The sequence below is a fragment of the Paenibacillus sp. 1SOY10 genome (assembly GCF_056836745.1).
The window spans coordinates 609652-635960 of sequence record NZ_JBXENK010000001.1 but is presented as its reverse complement, the minus strand read 5'-3'; the positions used below and the strand labels follow the sequence as shown (position 1 = coordinate 635960).

Annotated in this window: 22 protein-coding genes; 17 read left to right on the top strand and 5 right to left on the bottom strand. The window is 51.1% G+C overall.

The window, feature by feature from the left end; genetic code table 11:
• Positions 1–15: 15 nt before the first annotated feature.
• Positions 16–1260, bottom strand: coding sequence for a beta-ketoacyl-ACP synthase II (gene fabF / locus AC1VOR_RS03030; protein ID WP_482615794.1), 1245 nt, complete (start codon positions 1258–1260; stop codon positions 16–18).
• Between the two features lie 123 nt (positions 1261–1383).
• On the opposite strand from fabF, the gene AC1VOR_RS03025 reads away from it, so the two are divergent.
• From AC1VOR_RS03025 to AC1VOR_RS02995, 7 genes are all read left to right on the top strand, one after another.
• Complete coding sequence (locus AC1VOR_RS03025; RefSeq protein WP_482615793.1) at positions 1384–2232, top strand: helix-turn-helix transcriptional regulator; 849 nt, start codon at positions 1384–1386, stop codon at positions 2230–2232.
• 158 nt (positions 2233–2390) lie between these two features.
• Complete coding sequence (locus AC1VOR_RS03020; RefSeq protein WP_482615792.1) at positions 2391–3695, top strand: MATE family efflux transporter; 1305 nt, start codon at positions 2391–2393, stop codon at positions 3693–3695.
• A gap of 213 nt (positions 3696–3908) precedes the next feature.
• Positions 3909–5501 carry a nickel ABC transporter substrate-binding protein gene (gene nikA, locus AC1VOR_RS03015; RefSeq protein ID WP_482615791.1) on the top strand — a complete coding sequence of 531 codons (1593 nt, stop codon included), beginning with the start codon at positions 3909–3911 and terminating at the stop codon, positions 5499–5501.
• A gap of 18 nt (positions 5502–5519) precedes the next feature.
• Positions 5520–6452, top strand: coding sequence for a nickel/cobalt ABC transporter permease (opp1B, locus tag AC1VOR_RS03010; protein ID WP_482615790.1), 933 nt, complete (start codon positions 5520–5522; stop codon positions 6450–6452).
• Positions 6449–7354 (top strand): nickel/cobalt ABC transporter permease, encoded by a 906-nt coding sequence (gene opp1C, locus AC1VOR_RS03005; RefSeq protein WP_482615789.1) that lies wholly within the window; start codon positions 6449–6451, stop codon positions 7352–7354. Before opp1B ends, opp1C begins: the two co-directional genes overlap by 4 nt.
• On the top strand, positions 7332–8153 hold the full coding sequence (locus AC1VOR_RS03000; RefSeq protein WP_482615788.1) for an ABC transporter ATP-binding protein: 822 nt from the start codon (positions 7332–7334) through the stop codon (positions 8151–8153). Before opp1C ends, AC1VOR_RS03000 begins: the two co-directional genes overlap by 23 nt.
• Entirely contained in the window at positions 8150–8944 is a 795-nt protein-coding gene (locus AC1VOR_RS02995; protein WP_482615787.1) for an ABC transporter ATP-binding protein, read from the top strand. Before AC1VOR_RS03000 ends, AC1VOR_RS02995 begins: the two co-directional genes overlap by 4 nt.
• A gap of 82 nt (positions 8945–9026) precedes the next feature.
• On the opposite strand, the gene AC1VOR_RS02990 is transcribed toward AC1VOR_RS02995, so the two are convergent.
• Positions 9027–11240 carry an MMPL family transporter gene (locus tag AC1VOR_RS02990; RefSeq protein ID WP_482615786.1) on the bottom strand — a complete coding sequence of 738 codons (2214 nt, stop codon included), beginning with the start codon at positions 11238–11240 and terminating at the stop codon, positions 9027–9029.
• A gap of 130 nt (positions 11241–11370) precedes the next feature.
• Between AC1VOR_RS02990 and AC1VOR_RS02985 the strand changes: the two genes are divergently transcribed.
• Positions 11371–11985, top strand: coding sequence for a TetR/AcrR family transcriptional regulator (locus tag AC1VOR_RS02985; RefSeq protein ID WP_482615785.1), 615 nt, complete (start codon positions 11371–11373; stop codon positions 11983–11985).
• A gap of 97 nt (positions 11986–12082) precedes the next feature.
• Here AC1VOR_RS02985 and AC1VOR_RS02980 read toward each other — a convergent pair whose 3' ends face one another.
• On the bottom strand, positions 12083–13447 hold the full coding sequence (locus AC1VOR_RS02980; RefSeq protein ID WP_482615784.1) for a PepSY-associated TM helix domain-containing protein: 1365 nt from the start codon (positions 13445–13447) through the stop codon (positions 12083–12085).
• Positions 13448–13614: 167 nt separating this feature from the next.
• Here AC1VOR_RS02980 and AC1VOR_RS02975 point away from each other — a divergent pair, with 167 nt between their 5' ends.
• Both AC1VOR_RS02975 and AC1VOR_RS02970 read left to right on the top strand, forming a co-directional pair.
• The gene (locus AC1VOR_RS02975) at positions 13615–13944 is read left to right on the top strand and encodes a hypothetical protein (protein WP_482615783.1); all 330 of its coding nucleotides are present in this window, start codon (positions 13615–13617) and stop codon (positions 13942–13944) included.
• A gap of 157 nt (positions 13945–14101) precedes the next feature.
• Positions 14102–15040 carry an NAD(P)/FAD-dependent oxidoreductase gene (locus AC1VOR_RS02970; RefSeq protein ID WP_482615782.1) on the top strand — a complete coding sequence of 313 codons (939 nt, stop codon included), beginning with the start codon at positions 14102–14104 and terminating at the stop codon, positions 15038–15040.
• Positions 15041–15121: 81 nt separating this feature from the next.
• Here AC1VOR_RS02970 and AC1VOR_RS02965 read toward each other — a convergent pair whose 3' ends face one another.
• Both AC1VOR_RS02965 and AC1VOR_RS02960 read right to left on the bottom strand, forming a co-directional pair.
• A complete protein-coding gene (locus tag AC1VOR_RS02965) occupies positions 15122–18658 on the bottom strand; it encodes an ABC transporter permease (protein WP_482615781.1) in 3537 nt (1178 codons plus the stop codon).
• Between the two features lie 2 nt (positions 18659–18660).
• Positions 18661–19362, bottom strand: coding sequence for an ABC transporter ATP-binding protein (locus AC1VOR_RS02960; RefSeq protein ID WP_482615780.1), 702 nt, complete (start codon positions 19360–19362; stop codon positions 18661–18663).
• 189 nt (positions 19363–19551) lie between these two features.
• Between AC1VOR_RS02960 and AC1VOR_RS02955 the strand changes: the two genes are divergently transcribed.
• From AC1VOR_RS02955 to AC1VOR_RS02925, 7 genes are all read left to right on the top strand, one after another.
• On the top strand, positions 19552–21228 hold the full coding sequence (locus tag AC1VOR_RS02955; protein WP_482615779.1) for a nucleoside recognition domain-containing protein: 1677 nt from the start codon (positions 19552–19554) through the stop codon (positions 21226–21228).
• A gap of 68 nt (positions 21229–21296) precedes the next feature.
• Positions 21297–21752: an NUDIX domain-containing protein gene (locus tag AC1VOR_RS02950; protein ID WP_482615778.1), complete on the top strand. Its 456-nt coding sequence runs from the start codon at positions 21297–21299 to the stop codon at positions 21750–21752.
• A gap of 27 nt (positions 21753–21779) precedes the next feature.
• A complete protein-coding gene (locus AC1VOR_RS02945) occupies positions 21780–22703 on the top strand; it encodes a DUF7638 domain-containing protein (RefSeq protein WP_482615777.1) in 924 nt (307 codons plus the stop codon).
• 281 nt (positions 22704–22984) lie between these two features.
• Complete coding sequence (locus AC1VOR_RS02940; RefSeq protein WP_482615776.1) at positions 22985–23509, top strand: GNAT family N-acetyltransferase; 525 nt, start codon at positions 22985–22987, stop codon at positions 23507–23509.
• 182 nt (positions 23510–23691) lie between these two features.
• Positions 23692–24621 (top strand): nickel ABC transporter permease, encoded by a 930-nt coding sequence (gene nikB, locus AC1VOR_RS02935; RefSeq protein ID WP_482616383.1) that lies wholly within the window; start codon positions 23692–23694, stop codon positions 24619–24621.
• 28 nt (positions 24622–24649) lie between these two features.
• Positions 24650–25495, top strand: coding sequence for a nickel transporter permease (gene nikC / locus AC1VOR_RS02930; protein WP_482615775.1), 846 nt, complete (start codon positions 24650–24652; stop codon positions 25493–25495).
• Entirely contained in the window at positions 25492–26280 is a 789-nt protein-coding gene (locus tag AC1VOR_RS02925; protein WP_482615774.1) for an ABC transporter ATP-binding protein, read from the top strand. The genes nikC and AC1VOR_RS02925 overlap by 4 nt, the downstream gene beginning before the upstream one ends.
• The last annotated feature ends 29 nt before the right edge of the window (positions 26281–26309 follow it).

Sequence of the window (26309 nt, the reverse complement as noted above, 5' to 3'; positions counted from 1 at the left end):
TGCTTCGCCTACACGCTAGGAACCGGCGGGATAGGCCTGCAATACTATCACGGCATTATGGCCGCCAAAGCCAAAGGAATTGGATATGCCGATTCTAAGCTTGGCTTCTCTGGCCTGCAGGGGGACATAGTCCAAATCGCAAGCCGGGTCAGGCTCTTCCAGGTTGATGGTTGGCGGAATAACCCCTTCTTGCAAGGATTTAATCAGGGCGATGGCTTGAACGGCGCCGGATGCGCCCAGCATATGCCCTGTCATCGATTTGTTCGCCGTCACCGGAATCTCGTAAGCCGCTGCCCCAAACACCGACTTGATAGCGGCCGTCTCGGAGCGGTCCCCGATCCAGGTACTGGTAGCATGGGCGCTGATTACATCCACATCCGTAGGCTGGATCTTGGCTTCCGCCAAGGCTAACCGCATGGCCCGCGCAGCACCGTTACCATCCTCAGGGGTGGCTACCATATGATAGGCATCCGAACTGGCTCCATATCCGATGACCTCGCCAAGAATAGTGGCGCCGCGTTGCAGCGCGTGGGAGAGCGACTCCAGAATCACCATACCGGCTCCCTCTGAGATGACAAACCCGTCACGATCCGCATCAAAGGGCCGACTGGCCCGAGTCGGCTCTTCATTTCTTGTGGAGAGAGCAGTGGCATTGGAGAAGCTGGCAAGCGAGATATCGGTAAGCGATGCCTCGGCTCCCCCGGCAATAATTACATCCGCCCGGCCTGCCTGAATGGAGAAGAAGGCTTCGCCGATAGCGGTATTCCCGATGGAACAGGCAGTAACCGGGGAGAGCGTTGCGCCAAGTGCCTGATATTTGATACTGATCAGCGCGGCAGCCATGTTGGAAATCAACATCGGAACCAACGTTGGGCTTACCCGCTCTGGTCCCCGCGCAGCCAACGTCTCCGCCTGCTTCATCAATGTCTGTATGCCGCCCACCCCTGAGCCTACATAGACGCCTAGCCGTTCGTGATTAAGGTTGGCTAAATCCAGCCCGGAATGGTTGACGGCTTCCTCTGCCGCCGCCAGTGCAAACTGGCAGAAGCGGTCCATTCGTCGCGCTTCTTTGGCATCCAGGTAGTCGAGGGGATTAAAGTCGGCTACAGCCCCGGCAATCTTCACCTTATGTCTTGCTGTATCCAGTGATTCAATGCTCTTGATCCCGGGTACCCCTTGCAGGAGGTTGGACCAAAGCGTGTCCACCTGATTGCCTAACGGGGAAATGACCCCAGCCCCTGTAATAACAACTCTTTCCATATGAATGATAACCTCCCTCGGTAGTTCTTTTCCTCTAGTTGAATGTTATAATGGCACATGAGTTATCCTATTACAAGTTGTGCTTTATACTGGTATAAATTCTGATGGAAGGAGCTATTTACGATGCAGACAGATGCCAGAAGACAGGTTCTATCCGACTTTCTCAAGAGTAAAAGGGCAAGAATGACTCCCGAATCCGTAGGGCTTCCAGCGGGTTCTCGCCGAAGAACGCCAGGCCTTCGCCGGGAAGAGGTGGCTCAATTGGCTGACGTGAGTACCACTTGGTATACCTGGCTAGAGCAGGGGAGAGATATCCAGGTATCTGCATCTGTGTTGGATGGTATTTCGGCAGCACTTCAATTAAATGCAGATGAGAAGCGTTACCTCTATTCGTTAGCCTTTGAGAATACTTCGGACAAAGACAAATATGCGATGGAACCCGAGGGTGTGCAACTAAGTCCTTCTTTGCAGAAGATGATGAGCGAATTGAAATATTGCCCTGTCCTGATCACCGACCGCAAATGCAATATTGTGGGCTGGAACAAGGCGGCGGCTTATGTGTTTGTGGATTTCGAGCGGATTCCGCCAGAAGAGAGGAATGTGATTCGACTGCTATTTACCCGTCAGGAGTTTCGCCGATTAGCGGTCAACTGGGAACAGTTCTCCGGTGGATTCCTGTCGATGTTCCGTAGCTATTACGGCCAGTACGTTGAGGATCAATGGTATGAGCAGTTCATTACGGAGATGAAGGAAGCCTATCCGGAATTCCGAGAAATGTGGGAGCAAAGCGAGGTCAGCTATGCGCCGGATGTTCATTTGGAATTCAGACATGCGAAGGCGGGCAAAATGATATACGAGCTAACCTCCCTCAAAGTATACGGCCCGGATGATCTGCGATGCAGCATTTACACTCCGACGGCGGGAACAGCTACGGAAGCGAAGTTGCAGCAGTTGCTAGAGCCAAATAAATAAATAAGATTGACAAGACCTGAATTCATTCAATATAATGTTATTCGTACCGATTACGATTAAATGAATGAGTTCAGTTTCGTGCATACCGGCGCAAACATTCAGCGAGCGCCTTTTTTATTGCGCTAAAATCGTAATAATTACATATAAAAGGGAGAGACATGACGCATCAACAGTATTTCAAACTTGCCATACCGCTCATTTTATCCGGTCTATCGGTCCCGCTGCTGGGCGCGGTGGATACGGCCGTTGCTGGTCGACTGGACCAAGCGGCTTATATTGGTGGCGTAGCGGTAGGAAGTCTCATTTTCAACAATATGTACTGGTTGTTTGGTTTTCTTAGAGTAAGTACAACAGGATTTACGGCTCAAGCTTTAGGAGCGAAGCAAGACGATCAGCTTGCTTACGCCTGCTTCAGGCCGATGCTGATTGCCCTGGTCATGGGCGTAGTCTTCATCATCGCCCAGAAGCCCATCCTTCTGGCCTCCATGCAGCTCATCGGGGGGAGCGAGGCGGTGCTTCAACAAGCGAGCATTTATTTCAATATCCGGATCTGGGGCGCGCCATTCGCTCTGATCAATTATGTCATCACCGGATGGCTGCTGGGGATGTCCAAGGTCAAGTGGACCCTGGTCTCTCAACTGCTGGTGAATGTGCTAAATATGCTGCTTAGTATCTGGCTTGCCTTGGCTTTGGACTTTGGAGTGGCCGGGATTGCGACCGCCACGTTGGTGTCGGAAATCTTCGGTGTAGTCATCGGGTTAGTCATCATGCGATATAGTGGCAGACTGTCTGTGGAGCATCTACGGATTGGGAAGCTGTTCCAGCCGGGACAGGCGAAGAGGATGTTGGTGGTCAACCGTGATCTCTTCTTGCGAACGGTCTGCTTGCTCATTATGACCAGCTTGTTCATGGCCCAGGGAGCACGCATGGATGAGATGACACTGGCGGGTAATGCGATCCTGCTACAGCTTCACTACTTGCTGGCGTATGTGTTCAGCGGACTGGCGAATGCCTCCAGCATCATTGCCGGACGAGCGGTAGGTGAAGGAAGTCACCAGGGCTACCGCCGCGCTTACTCTTTGTCGGCAGTGTGGGGCGCGATATTTGCCGTATTGCTAGCCTTAATCCTGCTGAGCTTTCCGTCTGGAATTATTTCGTTGTTCACAGCAAATTCCGAGGTACAGCTAGTGGTGAGGGAGCATCTGGTCTGGATTGCCTTATACAGTATAGCCGGTGTATGGGGCTTGCAGCTTGAAGGCATCTTCTCGGGAGTGACCCAAGTATGGGCGATCCGCAATGGCATATTTATTTCACTACTAATCTACATTCCCGTGCAGTGGCTCGCAGTGATCTACTTGGGCAACCATGGGCTCTGGCTTGCTTTTGTCACCTTCCATCTCATGCGTACCCTATGTACTTCGGTATATACAAGGAAGATAGAACGGCTGGTTTGCCAGACGTAATTAATCAGTTTTTAACAGCGATGTGAACAAGTAGCCGGAGAGCCGGTATGGAGCTGAAACAGCGGAAGCGGTCGCCTTTAAACTCAGATTTTCACCTTTTCAGGTTCAATTTATTCAAAAAATCGGAGTTTAACAGCGAGTGTAAGCCCATATCGGCCGCAGGCTTCTATTGTTCATCACAGGTCAAATTAAATAACGATTATTCAGGAGGATATGATGAAGACGAAATGGTTAGCAGGACTTATAGCATTACTGATTCTGGTGGCAGGCTGCGGGCAGCAGGCCAAGCAGACGACACAGGCTTCAGGGGAGAAGAAGAACGAGTTGGTATTTGCCAGCACCAAGGATATCCGAGATATCAACCCTCACCTGACGGGCGGGGAGTTGGCCGCGCAGAATATGGTGTTTGAATCGCTGGTGGTGAACACGCCAGAAGGCGTTCAGCCCAAGCTGGCTGAGAGTTGGGACATATCGGAGGATGGATTGACTTATACCTTCAAGTTGCGAGAACAAGTTGTATTTAATGATGGGGAACCATTTAATGCTGAGGCGGTCAAGCAAAATATCGATGCCGTCGTCGCCAACTATGAGAAGAATGCCTGGCTGAATCTGGTTCAAGTCATTGACAGCACCGCCGTCGTAGACGAGCACACCTTTGTCTTGACCTTAAAGAACCCGTATTATCCGACGCTGGAGGAGCTAGGCCTTACCCGGCCGTTTAGAATGATCTCGCCGAACAGCTTTATTGAGGGGACTACCGCCAATGGGGTGAACGGCTATGCCGGAACCGGACCTTATCAGTTGGCAGAGCATAAAGATAATCAGTATGCCTTGTTTACTGTCAATGAGCAGTACTGGGGAGATAAGCCGAAAATCGAGCACGTTCGCTGGAAGGTGATGCCGGATCATCAAACGATCCTGCTAGCCCTGCAAAACGGGGAGATTGACCTGATCTTTGGTGCAGATGGAGATATGCTGGATGCCAATGCCTTCACCTCCTTACAGGAGCAAGGCAAATATATCACGAAGATCAGCCCGCCGTCAGGCTCACGTTCCATTCTGCTGAATAGCAAGCGGGAATTTACGCAAGACAAGCTGGTTCGCGAAGCACTGCAATATGCGATTAACAAGCAGACGATTGCGACGGGTATTCTGAACGATACAGAACAAATTGCTGACGTGCTGATGTCCAAGTCCACTCCATATGCGGACATCGAGCTTACGCCTCGTCCCTACGATGTGGCCAAGGCTGAAGCTTTGCTGGATCAAGCCGGGTGGACTCAATCCGAGGATGGTTACCGTTATCAGGAGGGCAAGAAGCTGAGCCTGATGCTCTCCTATAACTCGGACAATGCGCAAGAGAAGACGATTGGCGAGTCCATGCAAAATGATCTCAAAGCCATCGGCATAGAGCTGGAATTGCTGGGCGAGGAAAAGCAGGCTTATTTTGACCGGCAGAAGTCAGGGGAGTTCGATCTGCAATATTCCTTGTCCTGGGGGCTGCCTTACGACCCGCAGACCTATGTATCTACTTGGCGTGTACCATCTCATGGCGATTATCAGGCGCAGGCTGGCCTGGAGAAGAAGGAATGGCTAGATCAGACGATTGGTGAGGTATTGGTAGAGCAAGATGAAGCAGCACGGGCCGATAAATATGAGCAAATCTTCAGTTACGTGCATGAGGAAGCGGTATATCTGCCATTGACGTATTCCGTGGTGAAGGCTATTCATTCCGAGGCACTTCAAGGTGTGACGTTTAACGTATCGCAATATGAAATTCCATTTGAACTCATGTATTTTGAGTAAGCGAAGAGTGATTCTATCATGAAACAGTATTTGACCAAACGGATTTTGGGCACATTTCCGTTGTTGATCCTGGTTACCTTTATGGCCTTTGTGCTGATCAATTTGCGGACCAGTGATCCGGCGGAGATTGCCCTGCGTGTCAATCAGATTACGCCAACCGAAGAAGTTGTGCAGCAGATGAGAGAAGAATTGGGATTGGATGATCCTTTTCTCATTCGCTATAAGAACTGGATCTTCGATAGCCTGCAAGGGGACTTCGGCCAGAGCTTCGTGAATAAGAAGCCTGTATTGGAGGAGTTGCAGCAAGCCATTCCTCCTACCCTTCAATTAGCCGGGGTTACGCTGCTTCTGATCGTTATTTTCAGTATCTCGATAGGCATTATTTGCAGCATCTTCGAGAACCGGTGGCAGGATCGCTTCCTGCGGGGATTTATCTTTGTGCTGGCTGCGATGCCAAGCTTCTGGATTGGCTTGCTGCTGATGTGGTACTTCTCCGTCTATCTGGGCTGGCTGCCGACCAGTGGCATGAATGGACCTGCTTCTATCATTTTGCCAGCCTTGACGTTATCTCTGACCTTCTTGTCTACGTATGTCAGGCTGATTCGCAATAATATGATTCAGAATGCCAGCGAGAACTTCATTCTCTATGCCAAGTTGAGAGGACTTCAGCAAAGCACGGTTGTAGGGAAGATATTTGCGAATTCCATTCAATCCTCGCTAACGGCCTTTGGGATGTCCATTCCGCGTCTGATCGCGGGGACAGTGATTGTGGAGAACATATTTGCGTGGCCGGGGATTGGGCGTCTGTGCGTCAAAGCTATTTTTAATTCGGATTATCCGGTTATTCAAGCTTATATTCTGATGATGGCGGTTCTATTTATTATCTGCAATTTATTGGTAGATATTTGTATTGTCATGATTGACCCCAGATTACGGAGGGAGGCCAAATGAGTTACTTCAAGCGTCTTAAGCAGGATAAGCTGGGCCTGTTGTGTCTGGTCTTTTTGGGTCTCATTTCCCTGGCTGGACTCTTTGCACCGCTGCTTGCACCGCATGATCCCACGTTGCTACGAGTCGATGTGAAGCTGGCGATGCCAAGCGCCGAATATCCGCTGGGGACGGACCATCTGGGAAGATGCTTGCTCTCCCGGATTCTGTTTGGCATTCGGACCACGTTTTTCTATGCCTTTCTGGCTATGGCCGTCACGATCATATCCGGAGTCGCCTTCGGTATTCTAGCCGGTTATTCTAACGGGAAAGTTCGGGAAGTCATCTTGCGAGTGTGCGATGTGATGTTGTCGTTTCCCTCCGAGGTCATGATTCTGGCTATCGTTGGCGTGCTGGGTCCGGGAATTCTGAACATCGTTATAGCCAATATCCTGTCCAAATGGGCATGGTATACCCGCATGATCTACAGCAGCGTGCAGCAATATCGCTCCAAGAACTATGTAAAGTTTGCGCAGGTTCATCAGGCGTCTTCCTTATATATTATGAGGAAGCATATCGTGCCTGGCATTGCCGGAGAAGTGACGACTCACTCGACACTGGAGATGGGCTGGGTCATCCTCAGCATTTCCTCGTTGTCCTTCCTGGGACTGGGTGTGCAGCCGCCAACACCGGAATGGGGCATGATGCTGAACGAAGCCAAGAATGTGCTGTTTACTCATCCGTGGCAGATGATTCCTGCTGGCTTGACCATTTTGCTGGTCGTTGTGGCGCTTAATTTCCTGGGGGACAGCATGCAGCAGGCGATGAATGCCAATTCATATATGACCCGTCACAAGCCACAACGCAAGCTGCTCCGGATCGGGACAGGAAGGAAGATGGATAGTGCCACTATTGAGAGTAAATAAGCTGAATATCAGGGATCAGAAGACGGGGGAAACCATCGTTCGTGACGCCTCTTTTGCGGTACAGCCTAATACCTGTCTGGGTATTGTGGGTGAGAGCGGCAGTGGGAAGTCCATGACCGTGCGGGAGATTCTGGGTGTCAATCCGCGCTGGATTCAATCTGACGGTGAGATTTGGTTCGAGGACCGCAATATGTTGCAGGATGATGAGAAGCAGCGCCGGGCCATCCGTGGCCGGAAGATCAGCATGATTCTCCAGGATGCCATGACAGCCTTTAATCCGATTGAGAAAATGGGCTTCCAGATGCGACAAACCTTTGTCCAGGTCCTGAAAGTAACGAAAAAGGAAGCCGAGCGATTGAGTCTGGACAGTCTTAGAACGATGAACTTCATTGACCCTGTTGCCGTATACAAGAGCTATCCTCATGAGCTGTCGGGCGGGATGCTTCAACGTTGCATGATTGCGATCGCTCTCGTCTTGAAGCCCAGTCTGATTATTGCCGATGAGCCAACGACGGCGCTGGATTCCATCAATCAACTGGAGGTCGTCAAGCAGTTCCAATACCTGAAGGAGCTTACAGGCACAACGTTGATCCTCATATCCCATGACTTGGGCGTAGTTCAACGGTTAGCTGATCATGTCATTGTAATGAAGGACGGAGAAATCGTGGAGGACGGTACGGTGGCGAACGTGTTTAATAAGCCGCAGCATCCTTACACGCAATATCTGGTCAATACACGTCTGCAATTATCAGACAGCTATGTCAAGACGCTGCAAGCAGGGGGAGGCATGAGCTCATGATCCAAGTTGAACATTTGCAGAAGAGCTATACATCCAGCCGTGGACTTTGGGGGCGTAGTCGTCAGGACGTGCTCACGGATGTCAGCTTCCACTTAAGCGATGGAGATTGCTTGGGGATTGTGGGAGAGAGTGGCAGCGGCAAGAGTACGTTGTCCCGTATCCTGCTTGGTCTCGAAGCTTATGATGGTGGGAGCATCCAGATTGATGGCCTACCCCACCACAAATGGATTAAGCAGAACAAAGGGAAGTTTAGTGTGGTGTTTCAGGACTATCGCACTTCAGTGAACCCTAATTGGACCCTGCGGCAAATCGTAGAGGAGCCGCTTCGCATGCTGCATGGGGGCAGCAGGCCGCAGCAGGCCAGTAACGAATCCGTCACCTCCGAGTTGATGGAGCGGGTGCAATTGCCACTGGATTATCTGGACAAATACCCGCATGAATTGAGCGGCGGACAACTGCAACGTATCTGCATTGCAAGGGCACTGACTACCCGTCCACGTTATCTCATTTTGGATGAAGCTATCAGTTCGCTGGATGTGTCTGTGCAGTCACAGATTCTTACGCTGCTTAAGGAGCTGCAGGTGGATTTTCAATTAACCTATCTGTTCATTGCCCATGATCTCCAGGCGGTTGCCTATCTGTGTAATCGGCTGGCCTTCCTGCGGGATGGGGTTATACTGGAGGAACTGGATTGCAATCACTATACCTGTGCCAAGAGTGAGTATGTGAATCAGTTGGTGAGTTCGGTCTTGCCGTTTGAATCGAGGTACACTCGCAATCTCCATATATAATGTAAAAAAACAGCCTTTACCGCCCTTGTTCGCAAGGGAGGATGGAGGCTGTTTGTGTGCTACGTGATAGATTCTATCCGCCTTAATCCGCAGACATTTCCTTGAGAGTATCCTTTGGCTTGACTCGGCTCGGCCAAAAGGCGGCGTTGCCGAGCAAGGAGGTCAGGGCCGGTACGAGGAATGGTCTGACGATGAAGGTGTCCATCAGTACCCCGATGGCAGTAATGAACCCGAACTGGACCAGCACTTGAATGGGCATGGTGGCGAGGACGGCGAACGTTGCTGCCAGAATCAGCCCGGCGGAGGTAATGACACCACCCGTTTCGGCCACCCCTTCCTTAATCGCTTGCTTGAGTGGCATTCTTTTGGCTTTCTGCCAAATACTTGAGATCATAAAGATATTATAATCCTCACCAAGTGCGATCAGGAAGACGAAGGAGTACAGAGGGATAGAACCCTGAATGGCCTCTACACCAAATCCATAATGCAGAATAATCCATCCCAGTCCAAGTGCCGCCGCATAGGATAACAGAACGGTCAGCACCAGGTAAGCTGTGGCCGTCACGGAGCGCAAGTAGATCAATAATAAGAGTGTAATCAGAGCGATGACCAAGGGAATAATAACCCTATTGTCACGGTCGTTTACCGCTTTTGTATCATATTGCTCTGCCGTTTGGCCAGATACCCACACGGACTCGTGGGCCTGAGCAACGCCGTCCGCTTCCAGAGCGGTTGCTGCCAGCTCCCGTAGCTCTGGTATAGCTTCCATAGCTTCCAGAGAATAGGGATTGATGGCAAGCACGACGCTATAAGAGGAATAGGCCGGGTCAGTGGTACTTACTTGAGCCTCCCCAACATGGTCTACTGCTGGATGGGCCAGTAACGCTTCCGTAAGATCAGGTCCATCCTTGGCGACTACCGTCACCGGCGCCAATTCCCCAGGTGTATAAGCTTTGGCGATTTGCTCGAAGCCTTGGCGAGATGGCATATCCTTCGGAAAGGACGACAACAAATCGTACGTAAAGGAGATTTGCGTAGCGAAGGTCGCTAGCAAACCGAGTACAATTATACAAGAAGCCACGACGGTCCATGGTTTGCTGACAACAAGCTTGCCAATGCGTGCGCCCCACCCGCGTTCCGGATTTCTCGGCTTGTAGGGCTTCCCTTTCTGGGCCGCCCGGGCTTGCTCTTCCTCAGGCGTACGCGGAATGAACGGGAAGAAGGCGGCCCGGCCGATAATCGAGAGCAAGGCGGGAACCAGCGTCAGACTGGCGATCATCATCACCAGAATGGACAAGCTGAAAGGCACCGCGAAGCGTTCGTAGGCGCCGTATTTGGCGACGAGCAGTGCCAGTAGCGATAGCACGACAGTAAAGCCGCTCATGGCAATCGCTCCCGAGGCGCCCTGGAAGGAACGGCGCAGAGCGCTGGTGCGTCGGCCATCATGCAACAGCTCTTGCCGGAAGCGGGTGATGAAGAACAGGCAATAGTCGGTTCCTGCGCCGAAGAGCAGCACGGTCATAATCGCAATCGCCTGAGAATCGACTACAATCCAGCCTTCCCGAGCCAACCAGCCCAGAATGGGACTTGTTACTACATAGGCAAATCCGACGCCAACCAGTGGAATGATCGCCAGAATAGGAGAACGATAGATCAAGAGTAAAAGTACCAGTACAAGCAGTACGGTGGCGACCAAGAGTACGAAGTCTGCACCAAGGAACAAATCCGTAGCATCTACGGCAATTCCTGCGGGTCCGCTAATACGCAAGCTAAGTTCATCCGAAGCACCGGGGGTCACGGCGAAGGGGTCACTGTCTGCTGCAGCCTTGACCCGTTCTTGTAGCTCATGTAAGCTTTTCTTGAGTAGTCCGGTCTCCAGGCCCTCCTGAAAAATAAGAGGTTGCACGAACGTGCTACCATCCTCCGAGGCCATTTGCGCCAGGGCAGGAGGCGGAAGTCGATGAAGAGGGACCAGAGCTCCTTGGCCTTCAAGGGGCGATTCCTCTAACTGTTGTGAAATATTCGCGATGAGACCATAATCTTGTTCATTCAGACCCTCGGCGCGTTGCCAGACAACCAGAGCAGGGAAGCCGGACTCACCGGGGAAATACTGCTCGATTACGGCCTCAGCCTGCAAGGAAGGGCTACCTGGCGGAAGATTGGGCGCATTATTGCGTTCTTCGTCGCCTACAGCCGGCAAGAAGATAGTTAGTAGAACCGCGATGGCAATCCAGGCCAGAAGTGTTGCCCAGCGGGCCTTGGGCCCGGTAAACCAAGTTCCAATTTGCTTGAACATTATAATCCTTCCTTTCATCATCGATCAGGTATCGTATACAATATAATTGTGAATACAACAATTATATATACCGGAAGGTTAATTAATCAATGCTTTATTTTAAATTTTGTCTACATAGGAGGATCAGGCCTTGAACAAACCAACGGGCAAACGTAAGCCAGGCCGCCCCAAAGCAACCGAATCCCCACAAACGATGGTGCAAATTATGCGTACTGCTTCCTTTCTCTTTATGGAGCAGGGCTTTGAGAAAGTATCGCTCGAGACCGTGGCCAAGGCCTGCGGCGTAACGAAGGCCAGCGTCTATTACTACTTCAGCAATAAAGCAATCTTATTCACCAAATGCTTGGTATTCGTGCTGAAGATTGCGCGTGATCAGACGGCATCCATCATCCAGGGTCCTGGGACACTGCGGGAACGCCTGCTGGAGGTGGCGATCAAGCATATGCAAAATACCCATGTTGACTTCGAGACGATGATGCGCGAGGCTTCACCAGGTTTATCCGAGGAACAGATTGCTGAGATTAGAGAATCTGAAGGGTCTCTCCATACCGTACTGGAGCAAGCATTTCAGGAAGCGATGGAGAAAGGTGAGATAGCGCCCTGTGATCCTTTACTACTGTCACATTTGTTCGTGGCTATGCTGACGGTCCGCAACCGGAAGGAAATCATGAACGATCAGCGCACTGTGGAGCAGGCTGCTTCCGATATCGTCCAGTTGCTATGGGGTGGATTGGCTCCGCGTTGAGGATAAAGCTAACGCCCCGGCCAGTGACGAATCTTCGTCATCGGCCGGGGCGTATTTGTTGGCACATACATCCTTATGCAGAGTATCGCGTGGCAGGCTAGCTGGCAGTTTTTTCTTTATTTCTGGTCATATAGTAGATCGTGAACTCAACCAACAAGATGACGAGGACAGATAAGCCGAACAACGGCATAAGCACTCCCAGAATGAATAAGGTGAGCAACGCGCCAACAGACCAGGGTTTATTAATTCGCTGCGGGAGATTGAGATCGCCGGGTTTTACCCTTTTCATCCATGAAATGAATCCCATTGCAATCGCCCCCAGGAAGGCAAGACAGACCAACAGATTCAAGATTTTATTAGCCAGGCCAAATAAATGCCCTTCATGCAGCGGAATTCCCCAGGTAAACCACTTGCCGATGATTCCATAATCCGCAAAATCGATCTTGGCGATCAGATCCCCGGAATATTGATCAAAATAAGCGGTTGTCTCCTCATAAGGACTCACATCCAGACCGGTCACACCCGTGTTGCTGCCTTTGGACACGGTGAATATACCTAGCTCATTCGCCGGATAGACAATAGAGAAGGGGCGACGAATCTCCTCGGCTTGAGCTAGCTTGATGATGGCTGCCAAGCTTTGTTGATGCGCTAGATTGATTGCGGCTTCTCCTGTGGAGTGATGATCGGCATGACCACCTTGGTCTGAGGTCGGCTGATCCAGGCTTCGGGTAGCCCAAGGAATCTCATTGACATCTGATTGCGGCGGATTATACCGTAGCTCCGTTCTGCCCAAGGCCGGGTACTCTTGCCCCAGCTTGCTAATATGACTGCCCATGAAGACGGACCAGGGAATGCCGGTCAATATAATTACGACTAATGGCAAGACAATGACCAATCCCAGCACGGCGTGAATCTTCTGCAATCGCAAGGGCTTACCAGCCTGGGCAGATTTGGCCGTGAGCAATCTCTTCTTGAAGGTCATGTAGATACCGGACACGATCAGAAACACCGTCCAGCAAGCCGTCAGTTCCACCAGATAACGGACCCAGGTCTGCTGCGTCAACAGCGAACTATGGAAATTCCGCATCAGGTTGGAATAAGTATGTTTGGCATTTTGACTAGCCACGATCTGATTATGGTGGTCCACGAAAATATATTGTGTCTCTCCTGAGGAGTTGCTGATGGTTACCCGATGGTTGTACGGGTCTTCCATGATGCTGATTTTGGCAATCGTATAATCGGGGTATTGCTGACTGATTTGCTGAATCGCCTCATCTATCGTTTGTCTGGAGGTGATGCTGCTGTCTCCGAAAAATTCATGCTCGTACATGTTCTTCTCGATATCGGTATAGAACAGAAAGCCAATCCCGGATAAGCTGAGCGTAATGAGCAGTGGCGTAATCAGCCAAGCCGCATAGAAATGAAGCCGGCGCAGCGGGTTGAAGGTGTTTTTATGACCCATGGGAATCTCCTCGTCAATATATTTTTACATCTCCTGTGGAACAGATGAAATCATGTTAATCTATTTAGAGAGGGAGCACATGACTCTAATGGGCTAGTTTAATTGTGATATTCTTAAATTTTAATGAAAAATAATTTGTGGATGGGGAAGGCAGGGGAGATATAAAGATGAGCGCAGAGCAACTCAGGATGGATCAAATTCAGGCGGATGGGATGGACGAGGCCGAGGATGGGTTCTATTGGAAGTCTCATGGCCGCGCGGCCGTCATTTATTTGGTGGAGCATTCGCTAGTTCTGCCTATTGACGTGGAGATGCCGGGAGTGGACCATCTGGATGCCCTTATTTATGGGGAGACCAAGTATTTGGGCAAGCGATATGACCTGACTCGCAAAGTGTCGCACAGCATTGATCCTCAGGACCGCTTGAGAATTCAACAGCTATTGATTGCATGGCTCGCTCTTAAGGGAATAAGACATGATATTGCGGAAGGCTCCTAGTTGGCTATATTCTCACCTGGCGATTTGCAATTGAATGCAAGATGGTATATTATCGACATTATGAATCTACAATTGCAACTGGGGTACTGATTAACAGTAGAGTGGCTGCTCTTTACTTTAATTATGGACATCTCAGGTCCAGGGAGGTTTTTTTGTAATGGCAAATAAGGAGCTTTTGGATGTTATCATTATCGGCGGGGGTCCTGCGGGCTTGAGCGCGGCACTCGTATTGGGGAGAGCTCGCAAGCGTGTTGTAGTTATTGACGAAGGGAAGCCACGTAATGCTGTTACGCAGGAGGCGCATGGATTCCTCACCAGAGATGGAATTCGGCCAAGTGAACTTCGCCGCTTGGCGATGGAAGATATCAGTAGATACCCTTCGGTTTCCTTCGTACGGCATGCCGTTACTGGAATTACCGGAGCAGATGGTCATTTTCAGGCATCAACAAGCGAGGGAGATGTCTTTGCAGCCAAGAAGCTATTGTTTGCTGTAGGGATGAAGGATCGGCCACTGGGTATTCCCGGTTTGGCCGAGGTGTATGGTAAGAGCGCCTTCGTTTGCCCATACTGCGATGGGTGGGAGCTTCGGGACGAACCGCTCGTAATTATCAACTCCGGCCCTGAACTGATGCATTTCGCTCCAATCATCTCGGGTTGGTCGAGTCGTCTGACCTTCTGCACCCACGGTCCTGATGGCTTGACGGATGAGCAGCGAGAGGAGCTTGGCAGGCATCAAATTCCGCTTCACACCTCTCCGATTAAGGCCATTGAATCCAGGGACGGAATCGTTCAGCAGGTGCTGCTGGAGGACGGAACCGTCATCCCTTGCAGAGGTATCTTTTTCAAGCCGGATCTGGTACCTGGATCAGATTTGCCGCAGCAATTAGGCTGTGAGATGTCAGACACGGGCGTGGTAGCTGTGGACATGCTCGGCATGGTCGGGGCTACGAATGTACCAGGCATCTACAGTGCGGGAGATATCGCCTCCCGAATGCATCAGGCCATTGCTGCGGCTTCGATGGGTAGTCTGACAGCGGCGAGTATCAACTCGCAACTGAACCTGGAAGCTTGGCAGAGCAAAGGGGCCGCCAAATAAGGGGGAACACTCCATCACCTATCCTAGAACGCAAAAAAACGGGGATGCCGCTCCATAAGAGAGCAGTATCCCTGTTTTACATCATTCCACACTTTTCAAAGCTTCCACCATATTGATGCGGTTCAGCGTCCGATTGGTCATCCAGTTAACCAGAATGGCGAAGCAGAACGTAATCCCTGCGGATAGTACATAGCTGACGGGCTCGACATGTACCGCAAAATACATCGCTGGCATATTCAGTGCACTGGTCAGGAATCCACTTAATATCCGCCCTACGGGCAATCCAATCAAGATGCCTATCAGAGTCAGAATCAACGATTCCTTGTTCACGTATTGATGCACTTCTTTATCATAGAAGCCTAATACTTTGATTGTAGCAAGCTCTCTGACACGTTCCGAGATATTCGTATTTGACAGCGTGAACAACACGACGAAGGCGAGACCTCCAGCCATGGCTGTAATAAGTAGTACGACGGCATTGATCAGATCAAAGCCGAAGTCTGCCCGCAGCGCTACGGTGCTGACGGCAGAGAGCACGGCATCATCGAGAAGCAGCTCCTCCGCGTAGGCTGGCTGCTCCGAACCTGGAATGGACAGATGGGCAAGCACAGCGTTGAGGGCCATCTGGCCGAACAATTGTTCATACAAAGATTGTGTCATATATACGTTGTTGCCCAAATAGTTCTCCACCACATCCGTAACCACGGTCTCTCGCTGCACCAGTTCCATATCCTGCAAGGATAACTTGCTGCCTGGCTTAAGATCAAGAATAGTAGCGGCATTCCTGGTGAGGAGGATTCCCTCGTCACTTGGCGTGATCTCTTGGCCGTCAAGATTCTTGATATGGATGTAGTCCTTGAGAGAAGCGCCATCCGGGATGACCATGAATTGCACGGTTTCGCCCTTCTCCGCACTATTGATCGCCTTCGCATTTTCAATTCTCAGGTTGAGGTAATTGGTAATCCGGCTGTCTCGGGATATTTTCTGAACTAATTCGGTATTTGATTTGTCCTCGAAGACGCTCATCAAATCATATTGATAAACGCTTTCGTATTGCTTGGGCGCCAAGTCCACGATGGAGTCCTTGATGGCAAAGCCGCAGAGGATCAAGGCGGTGCAGCCCATAATGCCCCCTATCGTCATGAACAGCCGCTTCTTATAGCGGAACAAGTTGCGGACGGTAACCTTGTTCAGGAACTTGAGACGATTCCAGATGAAGGGGAGCTGTTCCAGAAAGACGCGGGAGCCTGCCCGTGGTGCCTTGGGGCGCATCAGTGCTGCCGGCATTTTCACCAGTTCGCTCCGGCAGGCGATAAACGTTGCGCCTACAATACCGAAGATAAATAGCAATACGCCGCCTACACCATAAAGCAGGTCAAATCGCAGATAAATATGGGGGAGACTGTACAGTTCCTCCAGAATAATCGCGACAAATTTTGGCATGAACACAAAGCCGAACAAATCGCCCACAATACCGCCAAGCAGACAAGCCAGCAGGGCAAACAGCAGGTACTTGCGGTAGACAGTGCTGTTACCAAAGCCCAGCGCTTTGTAAGTTCCAATCAACCCACGTTCTTCCTCGACCATCCGTGTCATGGAGGTCAAGCTCATCAGGATAGCCACAATTAAGAAGATAATCGGAAATACCTTGCCAACGGCTTCAATAGAAGACAAGTCGCTGGATAAGCTGGCATAGCTATCGATGGAACTCCGGTCCTGAACATACCACCGGGTAGTGTCAATATCGTCCAGCTTGGCATAAGCGTCGGTCAGCTTTTGCTTCGCTTCTTCTTTCTTGCTGGCAAATTCCTGCTCCTGCTCGGTAAGCTCGGCTTCACCAGCGGCCAGTTCCTTCTTGCCCTCGGCGATGTCCTTACGGGCATCGGCAATCTTGGCCTTCGCATCCGCTTCCTCGGCTTCCAGTCTGGCTTCGCCTGCGGCCAGTTCATCCTGGCCCTTGGCCAATTCCGCTTGTCTGGCGGTGAGCTCCGCCTTCTGCGTGGCTATCGTGCGGCGGGAAGCTTCAATCTGCGCTTCCCCCGCCGAGAGTTCGGCTTCTGCATCTGCCAGTTGCTGCAAGCCGGTTTGCTTCTGCTCGGCATAAGCCTGCTTCTGGCGATCCAGCGCCTGCTGGCCGCCAGTCACCTTGCCGATGCCGAGCGCAGCCTCCACGGCGGCGCCGGACCCCTCCGGAAGCGCGGCGGCGAGCGCCGCACTTTCGCTTCCGGTGCCTTGGGCGATCGCCTGATCATCCGCACCGGCTGCGGCGAGCGTCGCAGCCGCCTGGACCAGCGCATTCCATTCCTGCTCGGGCCATAATGCCCCCAGATCGCTCTTGAGCGAAGCGATCTGGGGCTCCAGGCGGGCGCGGGCCTGATTCAACTGTGCCTGAGCTTCGTCCAGTTGCCGTCCCGCTGCAGCGAGCTGTTCCTCGGCTTGCTGCCGTTCCTTAGCCAACTGCTGCCGACCTGCAGTGAGCTTCTCGGCACTGGCGTCAAGCTCCGTCTCGCCTTCCTTGAGCTTCGCTTTGCCAGCATCAAGCTGCTTTTGCGCATCTACCAGCTTAGCTTTATTACGATTTAGCTCTGCCCGAGCCTGGGTCAACTTCTCGGCGGCATCCTTCTCCTCAGCATTCAGGGTAGCTTCACCCTCAGCGAGTTCCAGCTTAGCTTCCTTAAGCTCCTTGCGGGCATCGCTTAATTTCTTGTCCGCATCCGCCAGCTTCTCATCGACGGTGGCTTCTGCATCTGTCAGCTTCTTGCGGCCTTCTACAACTACATCCTCATAGCGGGCCTGTTCCCGCTGCGTCTTAATCTTGTTCTCAATCTGGCTCATTGCTGATTCAACCACTTCATCATATTCGTCAGAGTAACTGTCCATATCTCTTGTTCCAGCGAGCACAAGATGGGCTACGGTATAGACCTTAGTGTTCACATCCGCCGGGGTGATGAAGAATGTATAGTCGGAGGAAGCGGTAGCGCGGAAGATGTTATCCGCACCGCTGCCTTGGATATCCATCGGGTCCATCACGAGACCCGTGATCGTAAAGCTGGTGCGTTCAAGTGAATCTGTCTCCTCCAGGCTTACGTCATCCTCAAGTTCCAGTTCTACCTCTGAATGGGTATCGGTGTTATTGGCATCCTCCCCGGGCTCCTCATCTTCCTCAAGCGTCAGGGTGTCGCCAATTGTTTTACCGCTCTCGTCCAGATACTTGCGGGGGACGGCGATTTCTCCTGCCTTGCCAGGCAGATGGCCTTCCAGCAGATAAGGGGCATTAAGACCCTGTGGGCTCATCATGGTGACTTCAGCCGTCTTGCGGATGCCTTCCACCTCGGTATGCCCGGTCTCACTGTACCCGCCTTCGGCCGTTTCAACTCCGTCTACCTGAGCCAAAAGCCGGATATCTTCTTCTGTCAGTCCGAGGGTAGAGAGAATGCGAATGTCAAACAGCTTCTGCTCATCATAGAACTTATCCGCAGAATAATACATGTCGAGGCAGGCTGCATATAAGCCCGTCAGCATAGCCACACCCAGGGCGGTGATGAACAGGATGGACAAGAAGCGCTTCCAGCCCTTTTGAATGGAACGGACGATATCCTTTTGATACGCCTTATTCATAACTACCACTCAATCTGCGCAATGGGCACAGGCTGTTCGTTACGTGCAGTCTTGACCACTTTGCCGCTTTTGAAATGAATGACCTTGTCAGCCATTGGAGCGAGTGCAGAGTTATGGGTAATGAGCAGCACAGTGATCTTCTCCCGTCGACAGGTGTCCTGCAGCAGTTGCAGGATTTGCTTACCGGTCGTATAGTCGAGCGCACCGGTGGGTTCATCACAGAGGAGCAGCTTGGGATTCTTGGCAAGCGCGCGGGCAATGGACACACGCTGCTGCTCACCGCCTGATAATTGGGCTGGGAAGTGACTGATGCGGTCAGCAAGCCCAACCTTGTTCAACGTTTCCTCAGCGTCCAGCGAATTCTCGCAAATCTGCGCTGCCAATTCCACGTTCTCCAGTGCCGTCAAATTTGGCACCAGATTATAGAATTGAAAGACAAAGCCGATATCTGTACGGCGGTAGCCAACCAATTGCTTGGAATTGTACTTGGAGATGAGCTCGCCATCTACGATCACTTCGCCTGAAGAGGCCGTGTCCATGCCTCCCAGGATGTTCAATGCCGTAGTTTTACCGGCCCCCGAAGCTCCGAGAATCACCGCTAATTCGCCTTCCTCAATCGAGAAGCTGGCTTCGTCCAGGGCACGTATAGCCACGCCCTCCGAGGCGTACTCCTTGATGACATGATTAAATTCAATATAAGCCACGTGAGTTCTCTCCTTATTTACGTTCAACTTTCTACTATATAAAGCTTAAAGATAACGAATAGCTTTTGCAATTAGGATGATCATTATTGTTGACAAGAGAAAAGGAGATTATTATACTCCTCATATCGTAAATATTACGATTAAATAAAAAATTCATAGCGAGCATAGAGGGAGGAAGCCGTAAATACGATGGAAGTCATATCACCGCGACAAAATGTTATTATGCTTGGCCTTGAATCCTCCGGCAAATCAACGCTATTTCGTGGTCTTACCGGTCAAGACACTGGGGAAGAGGCTAATTTCCGGGGCTCTACAATTACTGCACGGAGAGGGAACATGTCGCGCCAATTCGCTCTGACGGATCTGCCCGGTATCCGGGGAAATGATGATAGCCTCACCACCAGCATGGCCCTGGATGCCACTACGGATGCAGATATTCTAATGCTGGTCGTACGAGCCATGGATATTGCCAGAGAATTGCCAATCTTATTAAGTTCCCCCAAGCTTGTAGGTAAACGGACCTTACTGATACTCACCTTTGCCGATAAAATTCCTTCTGGCTTGTCCAAGCTCGAACAATCCTGTACCGAGGGATTAGGGATTCCGGTATACGCGATGGATGCCCGCACATTTACGCTAACAGATCGGACCGAGTTGCTGAGCAGACTGAAGGCAGCTGGCCCATTATCTCTGTCAAACGGCGGCTTACCGTCTCTGGAAGAGATTGATGCTTTGCACCCGCAAACCTCTTGGCTGGAGCATCCACGCTGGGGCAGCCCCCTGTCATTTGGGCTTATGCTGCTGATTTTTGCCATTCCCGTCATTGTGGCCTACCTGTTATCGTCATGGCTGCAGCCATTAATAGACCAGTATTTAATAGAACCTGTCAAAGTAGCAATCGTGCAGTGGCCAGAGTTGCTTCGACTATTCCTCGTAGGGGATTACGGCATGCTCACCCTGGGTATTTATTCGTTCCTGTGGGCCTTTCCGGTGGTCTTACTGCTGGGCCTTAGCGTTGCTGTGACTGAGGAAAGTGGTCTCAAGGATCGGATTACCCAAGCTCTGGATGGTCCAATGCGGCGCATCGGGCTTCATGGGCGTGATTTGATTCCTGTATTATCGGGGTTTGGCTGCAATGTGGTGGCTGTCTTCCAGAGCCGGGCTTGTAGCGCCTGCACAAGGCGATCCTGCATATCGCTAATCGCCTACGGTTCAGCTTGCAGCTATCAGATCGGGGCCTCCTTATCGGTGTTCGGCTCAGCAGGTTATCCATGGCTGTTCGTCCCCTACATGATGGTGCTTGGTTTCATTGGAGCTTGGCATACGCGAATATGGAACCGGGGGAAGGAGCCGCTAAGTTCCCCCACTATGGAGACGATGACCTTCCTGCAACAGCCGGAGCTGCACGCAGTTAGCTGGCGGGTTCGCGCCGTAATTAAACAGTTCTTGCTTCAGGCCATGCCTATCTTTCTGCTGATTTGCTTGATTGCTACAGCTATGCAGGCGTCCGGCTTGATTGGCATGCTCTCAGCGGCAGCGGGTCCGCTTCTCCGCGTATTCCATCTGCCTGAGGAAGCAGCGGGAGGAATCATATTTTCAATCGTGCGCAAGGACGGCTTGCTGGTGCTGAATCAAGGAGAAGGAGAACTGCTAAGATCAATGAGTGCAGGTCAGATATTTCTTCTTGTATATTTGGCGTCGACCCTGACTGCCTGTCTGGTTACGTTATGGACCATCAAGAAGGAGATGGGGTGGTCCGTAGCTTCTGCTTTGGCAGGCAAGCAACTGTTGACGTCCCTTGTCTCATCGGTTATCTTACTGGCCGTGATGAATTTGAGCAGTAGCTTGGTGACTTTTATTTGGTAGCTGACCCGGCCGTAATGTTATGCTATAGGGTATACAAGCCGATGAGAAATAGCTAAGGAGATGTCAGCATGGCAAACATTGAATTAACAAATATGTGCATGATTTATGATCGCCACACGCATAAGGTTTTGGTTCAGGAGCGAGTGAAGTCGTGGGAGGGCCTGGCTTTTCCCGGTGGACATTTGGAAGATGGCGAGAGCATCGTGGACTCTACCATCCGGGAGATTAAAGAGGAGACAGGACTGACGGTATCGGAGTTGGAACTGTGCGGTATTATTTATTGGTATAACGAAGAAACCCATGATAAGTATTTCGTATTTAGTTACAGAACGTATGTCTTTAGCGGAGAGCTGTTGCAAGAGACGGAGGAAGGTAAGCTGTACTGGGTAGACCGGGACGAATTAAGTGACCTGCCTTTGTCCAGAGGGTTGAAGGAACGCCTGCCCATGTTTCTGGACAAGAAGTTCTCCGAAGGTTTTGGTATAGTCGGCCGGGATGGTCGCCGTGAAGTGAAATGGCAATAATGTAGATGGGCTGAGGGAGGGAGAGTTATGCAACATATTTATCGTACGAAGAGAGTTGAAGGGGCTGCGGTACCCGGTATCATTAGAAACGGGGGCAATTACTTCTATATTCAGGCTGACGTGTATGAAGACGGGATGGTGAACTGCTGGGAGTTGGTCGATATGCCGGGCCTTCGAGCCAAGCTGCGGTCAGGTTGGCTGACACCAACGATTCCGGCGGGGGAAGCCATTTCCATATTCGGGTTAGGCTCGTATCGTATCCAATCGGCATGCTGGACGCATGATCAGGATAGCTATTATCAACTTATTCAGACTACTGTACAGAAGCTTAATCCAGAGCTTAGCAATGTATATACAATCTCTGAAGCAGAAATCAAGCTCAAGGAGCAAAGACGGATTGCCTCATCTCCAAGCAGCGTCCACTTTCAGATCGTGCAAGAGCAATTCTATCAGACGGTGGAGGGGAAGGGCTTCTATATATTCATGAAGCGACCTGAAGGAATTTCTTTATGTCATTTAGTTGTGTATAAAAATGGGACAGTTAATGTGTACGGTTCGGGCTTTGAGGAGCATTATACGCTAGATGAGACCTTGATTCTGTTCGATGACGGTACGCTGTTTACAGAGATCTCCGAACCTACCGAGATTGCCATTTCTGAATTAGGCAAGATTACCCTGTCGAATATGCTGTATGGATCGGAGGCTGACGAGAAGAAGAAGGAACTGCTGGACTCCTATGCGAAGCTGCAGGGAGAGAAGACGGCGCATGAGCTTTGCCGGGAGGCCTATTATAACTATCTGGAGTATCCCACGGAATATAACCGTACCAAGCTCAAGGAGAGATATGAACAAGTGCCGGTTCATGAACGCATGTATTTAGGCGATATGGATTCAAAGGACTGGGATTACCGCCGGATTATTTACAACCCCGAGGAGAAGCGGGAAGTGTAAAACTATAACAGTGTGTGTTCAAAAAGTCGGATTAGCAGGACCGAAGCTTATGCTTCCGATGTGCGTTTTTTCAAAACGCTTTAGGTTGGATGAAGTCAGGGACTGAGTAGCGGAGCGTAGATAGATCTACGTGAGCAACTGAAATGTTTCTGCAAGAAACATACTACGGAAGCCTACGCTTGGCCCGGCTGAATTCAAGATTCGATGTCGGATTTACTCCTAGAATAGCTTCGTTCTGGGAAGACAACTTTTTGAACATCCTCTAACAGGGGGATTGCCGTATGAGTCATTTAAAGCTGGTAGAGCCGAAAATGGGGTTGGAGAAGGAGTATCTGTCTTTCTATCAGGAGTGGAAGGACTCCGGGGAAAATATGGTTCCGTGGGTGATCAGCAAAAATCCCGCCGAGTTTCAATCTATGCTAGAAGTTCTTAAGCGTCATAAACAAGGCATTAATCTTCCTGAGGGCTGGGTTCCGGACTCCACATTCTGGCTAGTCAACGAGCAAGATCGGATACTGGGGGCTGTGAATATCAGACACCAGCTCTCGACTTACTTACTTCAAACGGGTGGCCATATCGGGTATGGCATCCGCCCTTCAGAGAGAGGTAAGGGCTACGCCGCAACCATGTTGAAGCTGTCCTTAATTGAGGCGAAGAAACTGGGTATTCGCAAAGTGCTGGTGGTCTGTGATGCGGATAATACCGCGTCTGAGAAGACAATTCTCCATAATAGGGGCAGACGTGACACCGATTTCACCGAGCAGGATGGAAATGTAATTAGACGATATTGGATTATCAATGAATAGCTTCAATAATCAACGCTGTCCGGGTTTATAGGGACGGCGTTTTTTGTCTTTGTACTTGGTACGTCGTGGAGCAGAAGGAATATCACTTCCTCAAATCGTAATTTTTTTGAATAATACTATTAATTTTAAGAGATCATGCTATAATCGTAAATATTACTAATAAGGAGAGGGGATGAAAAACAATTACGCGCTATCTACTTCAGCGGCTGCTGCAGCTTGTTCCGGTGCTGCTGGGGATATCTTGCATCACCTTTGGCCTCATGCAGTTAACGCCGGGCGACCCGGCGGAAATTATGCTGCGGGGGGATGGCATCAAGCCTACATATGAAGCGGTTCAGGCAACCCGGCAAGCGCTAGGTCTGAACGACCCGGTATATATGCAATACGTGCATTGGCTGCTTCGTTTATTTCAGCTTGATCTTGGCATTTCCTATAGCAGCGGACGGCCTGTATTTACAGAACTAATGAGCCGATTCCCTGCTACGGCGGTGCTGACTGCCGGTTCTCTGCTGGTAGCGTTGGGAGTTGCCCTGCCGCTTGGCATTGGCTCAGCCCTCTATCCGGGAAGCTGGCTGGATCGCTTGGGTCGGGGATGTGCGCTGCTTAGCGTATCTATGCCTGGTTACTGGCTTAGCCTGATCCTCATTTACTATGGGGGTGTCAAGCTCAAGCTGTTGCCTGTGACAGGGATGGAGGGGGCTTCCAGCCTCGTCTTGCCCTCCATTGCCTTGGGCTTTGGCCTGGCAGGCATCTATATTCGGCTAATTCGTACCAGCTTGCTGGATATCCTCGGCAAGCTATATATCAAGGCAGCCCGGGCCAAGGGGCTAGCCGGTGGGGCTATTATTGCCAAGCATGCCCTTCGTAACGCATGGTTGCCCAGCCTAACCTTGCTGGGCATTCATATGTCCGCTTTGCTTGGTGGTTCGGTTGTCGTGGAGACGATTTTCTCCTGGCCCGGCATCGGTAAATATGCGGTTGATGCTATTTTTGCGAAAGATTACATTGTGATTCAAGGTTACGTATTACTGATGGCGCTTGTCGTTGTCCTGGTCAATTTGGCGGTAGATATGCTGCATATGCTGCTGGACCCCAGAATCAGGCTGCGCTGAGTGCTTGTAGAAGGAGCAGTATGTTTTGATGTTTCAGACACGACTACTACGAACAGGAGCGGCCCGAATCGGGGCAGCTATTGTCCTGCTATTTCTGCTTGTGGGCTTACTTGCGCCCTGGATTGCCCCTTCCGATCCGCTGCAGATCCATATGGAGCATAAATTAAGCATGCCTTCCCTGGAATATCCGCTGGGAACGGACCATTTGGGACGCTGCGTGTTATCCCGCTTAATTTACGGCATAAGAACCTCGCTATATTATTCGCTGATCGTTCTTGCTGTCGTGTTCTCTATTAGCGTGCCGCTTGGCCTGTTGGCTGGGTATATCGGAGGCAAGGTGGATCATTTTATTATGCGTATGATTGATATTCTGCTGGCCTTCCCCAGTCTGATTCTTTCTCTGGCGATTACGGCGATGCTGGGGCCTAGCATGAAGAATCTGTTGATCGCTTTCGTGGCGGTATGGTGGACGGGATACACCCGCGTCATTCGCGGGATGGTGCTGCAGATCAAGGAAAGTGATTATATTATGGCAGCCCGGGCCGCCGGAACCTCTCATCTGAAAATTGTATTTCGGCATATCCTGCTGAATACGGCTCGGCCCATCCTGGTCCTGGCTTCGCTGGAGGTCGGAACCATCATTCTCTCTATCGCAGGTTTATCCTTTCTCGGTTTGGGAGCCCAGCCACCTACGCCGGAGTGGGGCATTATGCTGAATGACAGCCGTCCTTATATTCAGACCGCACCACGCCTGCTGCTGTTCCCGGGGCTGACGATCATGCTAGTAGTACTCGGCTTCAACTTGCTGGGTGAAGGGCTTAAGCCATCTAATCAAGGGGTGGCCGAAGCACGGAAAGAGGAGGTGGCTTCATGAGGGATGCAACATCTCCGGCTCTACGAATTGAGCATTTACGGGTTAGCTTCGACACGGGGCAACGGTTACAGAGGGCGGTGGAGGATGTGAGTCTGGAGGTGAAGCCGGGACAGATTGTGGCACTGGTTGGTGAGAGCGGGAGCGGCAAAAGTGTCACGGCGATGGCGGCCATGGGCCTGATCGATCCCCCGGGACAGGTGGAGGAGGGCAACATTTGGCTGGGCAACCGGAACCTTCGTACGTATTCGGAGCGCCAGCTTAAGCAAGTACGCGGCCGGGAAATAGCCGTCATCTTCCAGGACCCGGTCAATGCGCTGAACCCTGTCATTACCATCGGGAAGCAGTTGATGGAGAGTGTGAGGCAGCATCTTCAGGTATCGGCTCAGGAAGCGAAGAAGCTGGCCTTAAGCCAGATGCAGCAGGTCGGGCTTGCTCATCCGGATGCCTTGTTTCACAAATATCCTTTTCAAATCAGTGGGGGCATGTGTCAAAGGGTCATGATTGCGACTGCCTTGCTTGCAGGGGCCAGTCTGTTGATCGCCGATGAACCGACCACGGCCCTGGATGTGACGATACAAGCGCAAATTCTTAAGGAATTAGATCGTGCCCGGCGCGAGGAAGGAATGAGCATTTTACTCATTACCCATGATCTTGGCGTTGTCGCTGAACTGGCCGACTATGTGTACGTCATGCGTGCCGGGAGAATCGTGGAGGAAGGGGATGTGTATGATATATTCGCCGCCCCTAACCATCCTTATACGAAATATTTGCTGGATTGCCGCTAGCGGGGGGACCGAACCTTTGAAGTGGACTA

Excerpts from the sequence above, each read along its gene's own strand:
- fabF (WP_482615794.1), bottom strand. The coding sequence starts at position 1,260 with ATGGAAAGAGTTGTTATTACAGGGGCTGGGGTCATTTCCCCGTTAGGC.
- AC1VOR_RS03025 (WP_482615793.1), top strand. The coding sequence starts at position 1,384 with ATGCAGACAGATGCCAGAAGACAGGTTCTATCCGACTTTCTCAAGAGT.
- AC1VOR_RS03020 (WP_482615792.1), top strand. The coding sequence starts at position 2,391 with ATGACGCATCAACAGTATTTCAAACTTGCCATACCGCTCATTTTATCC.
- nikA (WP_482615791.1), top strand. The coding sequence starts at position 3,909 with ATGATGAAGACGAAATGGTTAGCAGGACTTATAGCATTACTGATTCTG.
- opp1B (WP_482615790.1), top strand. The coding sequence starts at position 5,520 with ATGAAACAGTATTTGACCAAACGGATTTTGGGCACATTTCCGTTGTTG.
- opp1C (WP_482615789.1), top strand. The coding sequence starts at position 6,449 with ATGAGTTACTTCAAGCGTCTTAAGCAGGATAAGCTGGGCCTGTTGTGT.
- AC1VOR_RS02995 (WP_482615787.1), top strand. The coding sequence starts at position 8,150 with ATGATCCAAGTTGAACATTTGCAGAAGAGCTATACATCCAGCCGTGGA.
- AC1VOR_RS02990 (WP_482615786.1), bottom strand. The coding sequence starts at position 11,240 with ATGTTCAAGCAAATTGGAACTTGGTTTACCGGGCCCAAGGCCCGCTGG.
- AC1VOR_RS02980 (WP_482615784.1), bottom strand. The coding sequence starts at position 13,447 with ATGGGTCATAAAAACACCTTCAACCCGCTGCGCCGGCTTCATTTCTAT.
- AC1VOR_RS02975 (WP_482615783.1), top strand. The coding sequence starts at position 13,615 with ATGAGCGCAGAGCAACTCAGGATGGATCAAATTCAGGCGGATGGGATG.
- AC1VOR_RS02970 (WP_482615782.1), top strand. The coding sequence starts at position 14,102 with ATGGCAAATAAGGAGCTTTTGGATGTTATCATTATCGGCGGGGGTCCT.
- AC1VOR_RS02965 (WP_482615781.1), bottom strand. The coding sequence starts at position 18,658 with ATGAATAAGGCGTATCAAAAGGATATCGTCCGTTCCATTCAAAAGGGC.
- AC1VOR_RS02955 (WP_482615779.1), top strand. The coding sequence starts at position 19,552 with ATGGAAGTCATATCACCGCGACAAAATGTTATTATGCTTGGCCTTGAA.
- AC1VOR_RS02950 (WP_482615778.1), top strand. The coding sequence starts at position 21,297 with ATGGCAAACATTGAATTAACAAATATGTGCATGATTTATGATCGCCAC.
- AC1VOR_RS02945 (WP_482615777.1), top strand. The coding sequence starts at position 21,780 with ATGCAACATATTTATCGTACGAAGAGAGTTGAAGGGGCTGCGGTACCC.
- AC1VOR_RS02940 (WP_482615776.1), top strand. The coding sequence starts at position 22,985 with ATGAGTCATTTAAAGCTGGTAGAGCCGAAAATGGGGTTGGAGAAGGAG.
- nikC (WP_482615775.1), top strand. The coding sequence starts at position 24,650 with ATGTTTCAGACACGACTACTACGAACAGGAGCGGCCCGAATCGGGGCA.
- AC1VOR_RS02925 (WP_482615774.1), top strand. The coding sequence starts at position 25,492 with ATGAGGGATGCAACATCTCCGGCTCTACGAATTGAGCATTTACGGGTT.